Here is a 6,717-nt window from a genome sequence, read left to right as displayed (position 1 = left end):
CTTGGACTTCCGACCGGGACTTACACCCGGCCCTGCGTGACGCTTTGTTTAAGCTCACTCGGAGTTCGTAATATTCATATTAAATTAAGTTTAAGAAAACAGCAAGAGATTCAATCGGATTTTTTATAAAAAATCCGAGGTATCTTTTACACCTTCCCTTTTGATACAATAAAATTCAAGTTTGTTTTTCAGGTTCGATCATGGAAAAGTTAGACCCTCACTTTGCCAGACTCTTGCGCTTCCATCCGAAACAGAGTTTAAACACAACCGAAAATACGATCTATGGCCTGTGGCCAGATTTCAGCTTGGCCTATCTGAACCCCGGTTGGTTCAGATTTGCCGCAGAAAACAAGGGTGAACCTCAGATTTCTGAAACCTGGGGGCTGGGTCGTTCAATTTTTGAGGCCATACCAAAAGAATTGAAGATCTTTTATCAAAGTCACTATCAGACCTGCCTTGAATCAGGAACCCTCTGGCAGCACAGCTACGAATGCTCTAGCCCTGAAATCTGCCGAGAATTGATTCAATTTGTTTATCCTTTGGGAAAAAGGGAAGGGCTTTTGCTCATCCATTCAAGTCATTTATCACAAAAACATAAAGACAAGGCTCATCGCCCCCTGCACCAGGCGTATCGGGATCCGAACGGCCTTCTGCACCAATGTGCCGTCTGCAGACGGGTTCGAAACCAGCAGGCCACCGAGCGCTGGGACTGGGTCAGCGACTGGGTTCGCCAAACGCCTGAAAAAACCTCACACACTTACTGTGCAGGCTGTTATGGTCATTATTTTCAATATGACTTACACACTAAGGAGCAGGGCTAAGATGGATCTTTCAGGCCTGAAACGCTCTCTGCAATTGACGGGTCTGGCCAAAGATATGGTCCTTTTACAAGCCCGCCGCCACGGCATGCATGAAGCAAAAATGAGAGAGCATCTGATCGAACGCTTGGGGCATTTGCACGGATTGCCTCAAAAAATGGCTCAAATTCTTTCATTGAATGAGTTGACCTCCACCGAACAGGCTTTTACCCCTTTGACTGAATACCCCACGACACTCCCGCTCGAAGAAATCAAAGCCGAAATCAAATCTCATTTTGGTAAAGAGCCAGAGGAACTCTTCGCCTGGCTGGATCCTACTGGTATTTCAGCCTCCCTGGGACAAGTACATGCGGCCAGATTACACAATGGCCGGAAAGTGGCTGTCAAAGTGCAATATCCTGGTATGCACACAATACTCGAAACTGACTTAAAAGCATTGGGATGGCTCAGCGCACCTGTGGGAGGCATGAAAAAAGGGTTTGATCTGGAAGCCTATCAAAAGGAAATGCATGACATGCTCATGCTCGAACTGGATTATCTTCACGAAGCTGAAATGCAACAGGAATTTTATCAAGCGCTCCAAAATCGGCCCGAATATGAACTGCCTGTTTCAATCCCCTCTTTGTCCAATCAACAAATACTTACCATGAGTTGGTTGGAGGGAAACCCTTTTGAGCACGTCAAAAACTGGTCTGGGCTTCAACGGAAACAATTGGCAGAACAGATTCTCAACTTCTTTTTAAACAGCTGCTTTCAATGGCATCGCCTGCACAGTGACCCACATCCCGGCAATTACCGCTTTCGGCTCGAAAATCAGCAACCCGTACTGGGCCTATTGGATTTTGGTTGTGTAAAAAAACTGAATCCACTGTTTGTTCAACATTTCCAAATCTTGATCTGGGAGTTTATTCAAGGCTCAACACATCCGTCCCAAATCTTCGAGCATTTTCTCGCAATGGGCTTTAAAGAAGACTTTCTCGGCCCCATGCGTCTTAAGCTAGAACCGCTTTGTAAACACTTATTCGCGCCCTTTCTAACTGCAAAACCCTTTGATCTGAGAGCCTGGAAACTGGGCGAAGGTGTTACTGAAATTTTAGGCGACGATCGCTGGAATTTTCGTTTTGCAGGCCCTGCCAGCTTGCTCTTTTTTATCAGAAGCTACCAGGGTCTCCTGCAATATCTGAAGGCCTTAGATATTGAAATTTCATGGCAGGCATTCTTTGAACAAACGGTTCCGAAACGAATGACGCAAAGCCCTGAAATGAAAACCGTTAAAACAGAAACCCTGACAAAAGACGGGGCAGCCCAAAATCTATGCATCCGCCTCAAGCGGGGCGGGGAAACCAAGGTCTTGATGAAATTTCAAGCCTGCATGGCCTCAGAACTGGTTGAATTGGTGCCCGACGAAATCAAACCCCTGCTTGACGAAAAAAAGATCGATCTCTCAGCTCTGCAAGCCCAAGCGATTCAAGGAGGGTTCTGCCCGGGCACTCTTTTCGAGATCGAAGACAAAAAAAGCAACTTAAAGGTTTGGCTCGATTAATCCGTTTCAAACGCTTCAAAATGCAGACATTCAAAGCCTCAATCCATGCCCAGGCCAAACGGGCCCAGCCAAATCAGTTAGGACATCTTACGGGATTCATAAAGTGAGTGTTTGGGGCGGTTCTCAAGCATATCCACCGACATGGTCTGAACCTGTTTGAAAGCATCTGAACGCATAAAATTACGGAAAGGCTCATCACTTTCCCATTCAGAATAAATCATAAAAGAATTGGGCTTTTCAACATTGCTATACAGCACCGTCTTCACATGCCCTTCTAGGGTATTGATCAGCTCCAAAGCCTTTTTCGCAATGCCAACAAATTCATCCACGTGTTCGGCTTTTACATCATAGTTTAATCCAAAGGTAATCATCTTATACTCCTCAAAAATTCAGGCTATACCATTCTAACGGATTCCGACATCAAACCAAGCAGATTAGACAAGAAATGGCCTCGCTGATTTAATCAGGCTTAAAATGCAGCTTGAAAACACTGCCCTGCTGAGGCTGACTCTGCACTGAAATCTGGTACCCCAGCAATTGACAGAAAGACTGTATAATCGCCAAACCCAGACCTGTTCCTTCATAACCCCGTGCATAGGACTCACTGATCTGGGTAAAGGCTTCAAAGATTTTGTCCTGGTTTTCCTGCGTAATGCCAATGCCTGTATCTTTCACTTCAAGCCAACAGGCTTCACCCCACTCATTCGTATGCAAACGCAGTGTCACGCTCCCTTGAAGCGTAAATTTAATCGCATTGCTGAGCAAATTAATCAGAATTTGCTTGAGCTTCAAAAGATCTGTTCTTAAAGGAGCGACATAACTCGGCATTTCTGCAGCCAAAACAATTCCTTTTTGTGAACACTCGGGCTCAAATTGAGCAATCAAGTCATACACAAGTTGCAAAACAGCAACAGACTCCAGGTAAACCTCCATTTTTCCAGCTTCTACTTTAGACAAATCGAGAATATCATTGATCAATTCCAATAAATGTAAGCTGTTCTCGTGAATCCGGCTCAGAAAAAGCACTTCTTGTTCTGAAAACCGAGTACTTTGATTTTTAAGCAAAAGACGGCTGAAACCAATCATGGCATTTAAAGGCGTTCTAAGCTCATGGCTCATATTCGCCAAAAACTGGCTTTTGGTCTGATTGGCCTTTTCTGCCAACGCTTTGGCATTGTCTAAAGCCAAAAGCGTTTTGGCCTGGGTCAATTCATGCTCCAACCAACGCGAAAACAAGCTGATCAAATGGATATCCTTGGGCCGAAGATCAGGCGAGGTTGTACGGCTGGAAAAACTCAACGTGCCATAATATTTGCTGCCAACTTTCAATGGCGCGCCAATATATGCTTCCAAACCAAAATAAACATGACTGGGGTGCAAATGCAAATCCGTCTTGCTCATTTCAGAAAAAAAGAGTACTTGCTCCTGACTGAAAACCCGATGACAGAGCGTCTCTTTCAATTGAATCACCGTACCCGGCGGAATCGGTTTTTCACTGGGTAAACTCGCACTGTAAACCACATGGCAGTCTTTTCCATGTACCTCCGTTACCAAGGCCAGATCCATACCAAAGAAGTCCATTCCCAATTCCAACAAAGCCTGCACACGTTCAGATAAAACAAACGATTTATGCGTTGCAATTTCATGCAGAGCTTCCAAAACCTGGGTCTGACGCTCTAATTCCAATTTGACCTGTTTGCGCTCTGTAATATTCTGAATCAAAGCAGTTACCTGCCCAGCCTCTGAAAGCGCATGAAAAGTCACCGAATACCAATCCTGGTTGACCAATGAAGGATACTCCAGATATTGACTCTCCCCCGTTTCAAAAGCTTTTTTCAACAGGGGAAAAAAATGATTCACAAATTCTGGAGGAAGAACATCCTCCATGCGTTTGCCCATAAATTCTTCGCGCGGCAGAAACAGCATCGCTTCATCTCTCACCCAGCAATTGAGAAAATGTCCTTCCAGATCAAAAAGAAAAAGAATATCATCCAAGGAGGTTAAAATCGCTTCAAGTTGATGCCTACTTTCCTGAAGTTCCCGCTCTTTTTGTTTCATCCCCGTAAGATTGACATGCGTGCCCACCATACGGTAAGCATGGTTCTGATCATCTCGCCCTACCATCATGCCGCGCGAAAGAATCGGCACCCAATGTCCCTGTTTGTGGCGCATTTCAAATTCCATTTCAAGGATATCTTTTTCGTAGCGAATAATCTTGTTCACTTCCGCCAAAGTTCTTTCACGATCCTGAGGTTTGACCAAACCTGCCCAAGTATCTAAGGTTGCAGGCAATTCCTCTTCTTCATATCCCAGCATACTCAGCCAACGAGGTGAATAATAAACTTGATTGGTGGTTAAATCCCAATCCCAGAGGCCATCTTCCGAGCCCTGAAGCGCCAGATGTAAACGCTCTTCACTGGCCTTCAGACGATCCTCCATGGCCTTGCGTTCGCTGATATTTTGAATTTGAACAATAAAATAACTGGGGGTTCCCTGCTGATTCTTGACCAAACCTATTTTCAACAACCCCCAGATCACGTCCCCCATTTGATGTGAGAAGCCAAACTCCGTACTGGTTACAGAAAATTCCTGCAAACACATTTTTTCGAGTAAATCCTGAAGTTCAAGCCGAGATTCAGGCAATACCATCTCATGAAAACTCAGGCATTGAATCTCCTGATCTCCATACCCCAACATCTCGGTAAAAGCAGGATTCACCATCAATGGCCGAGCTTCGGGAGACAGAATCGCAGTTGCAACAGGAGCCAATTGAAAAAGCCTGTTAAACTGCTCTTCCCGCTCGTATAAAAGGGTTTCTTTTTGAATCAATTCATCGATATCAATCACGGATCCCACCATCATGGTCGGTTGCCCGTCTGCATTCCACTGGGCCTGCCCAGAAACCAAAAGCCATTTATACTTTCCAGACTGGGTTTGCATCCTGATTTTCGTTTTATAGGGAGTACGTTCTGTCAGGTGTTTGAAGACCAATGCATTGACCCGCTCACGATCTTCAGGATGCAATAATTTCTGAAATTGATCGGTTGAAACCTCAAAAGACTGAGGCGCGTACCCCAGCATCTGGTAATAGAGATCAGACCACCACTCGACTCCGCCGGAATCATGCTGTTCCCACTCCCAAATACCTGCAGAACTGCCATCGATAACCAATTGATTCTTTTCCAGGCTTCTCTGCAATTCATTTTCAGCCATCTTACGGGCTTGAATATCCTGCACAATGCCAATTAAGTTTTCAATTTGCCCCAGGCGATCCCGGACTGTGCTCACCGAAAGGGCGACCCAAACCAAGTCTCCACTGGCAATTCGGTAGCGTTTCTCCAGATGATAGCTATCGCGTTTGCCAGCCAAAATTTCCTGGAAATAAATCAATTCCTGAGCTAAATCTTCAGGATAGGTAAAATCAGCAAAATTCATCTGCATCAACTCAGCTTTAGAATACCCCATTAAATCTTCAAAATAAGGGTTACACTCCAAAATATTGCCCTGTTTATCCCCATAAACAATACCTACCGTACTGTATTGAAAAATAGTCTTCAGACGTTCAGCCAGACTGATATAAGCTTCTTCTCGATAATGATCTGCAGTTAAATCATGTACAACCCCAAATAAACATTGCGGCTCCCCCGCTAAGAACTCCACTTCAGCCTGGCAATGAAGATAACGTATTTCACCAGAAGGACAAACAATCCGGTGTCTCATCTCTAATTTACCCGTTTGTTTTGCTCTTTCAATTGCCTGCTGAACCCAGAAAAAATCTTCGGGGTAAATAGACTGCATATAGGTGGTATAGTCAATCTGTTCTTCAGGAGAACGCCCCAAAATCCGATGAATATGAGGCGAGCAGCTCACTTCCTGGGTTTTTATATTCCAGAACCAAATCCCAAAGTCTGCAAGATTCTGCGCGAGGGTTAAGAATTGCTCTGTGCCAAAACTTTGGTACTGCATCAGAAGCATCTGTTCACCCTGCGCTTCACTCAAACAGGTAAAAGAGGCCTTCTGTCGCTGATCAAGCACAGGAAAAAAATCCCTCTCATGAAGATAAGAACAGGGGGGGTGGGACAAACGCAAGACAGATGATTTTTGCAAAATTTTGGGAGAAGTATTCAAAAAAGTAGAGAGCTGGGCGCGATCCTCAGGTTCAATAAAATCTAAAAGTGAGTGTCCGGAACAGTTGTCTTGAAAAGCGGGTTTTAAATCTTCACTTCCCTGACAGGCCAAAATTTTAAAGCCTGAATCTAGCGTCAATAAAAACTGGAGATCGTCTTTTTTCTCACCATTTGAAGTCAGGACATCGTTCATAGACTCAGAAATAACCTAAAAGTCTTGCTTCAATCA

Annotated in this window: 4 protein-coding genes; 2 read left to right on the top strand and 2 right to left on the bottom strand. The window is 44.6% G+C overall.

What is annotated here, in order from left to right; genetic code table 11:
- Window positions 1-200 precede the first annotated feature (200 nt).
- Window positions 201-821: a hypothetical protein gene (locus COW20_10530; protein PIW48199.1), complete on the top strand. Its 621-nt coding sequence runs from the start codon at window positions 201-203 to the stop codon at window positions 819-821.
- Complete coding sequence (locus tag COW20_10525; protein ID PIW48198.1) at window positions 775-2,361, top strand: hypothetical protein; 1,587 nt, start codon at window positions 775-777, stop codon at window positions 2,359-2,361. The genes COW20_10530 and COW20_10525 overlap by 47 nt, the downstream gene beginning before the upstream one ends.
- A 77-nt stretch (window positions 2,362-2,438) precedes the next feature.
- On the opposite strand, the gene COW20_10520 is transcribed toward COW20_10525, so the two are convergent.
- Together COW20_10520 and COW20_10515 are read right to left on the bottom strand one after the other, a co-directional pair.
- Window positions 2,439-2,732, bottom strand: a complete 294-nt coding sequence (locus COW20_10520; GenBank protein ID PIW48197.1) for an antibiotic biosynthesis monooxygenase — start codon at window positions 2,730-2,732, stop codon at window positions 2,439-2,441.
- Between the two features lie 88 nt (window positions 2,733-2,820).
- Window positions 2,821-6,681 (bottom strand): hypothetical protein, encoded by a 3,861-nt coding sequence (locus tag COW20_10515; protein ID PIW48196.1) that lies wholly within the window; start codon window positions 6,679-6,681, stop codon window positions 2,821-2,823.
- Window positions 6,682-6,717: the final 36 nt, after the last annotated feature.

The sequence above is a fragment of the bacterium (Candidatus Blackallbacteria) CG13_big_fil_rev_8_21_14_2_50_49_14 genome (assembly GCA_002783405.1).
Taxonomy (GTDB): domain Bacteria; phylum Cyanobacteriota; class Sericytochromatia; order UBA7694; family UBA7694.
This window is presented reverse-complemented; position numbering and strand designations above follow the sequence as displayed.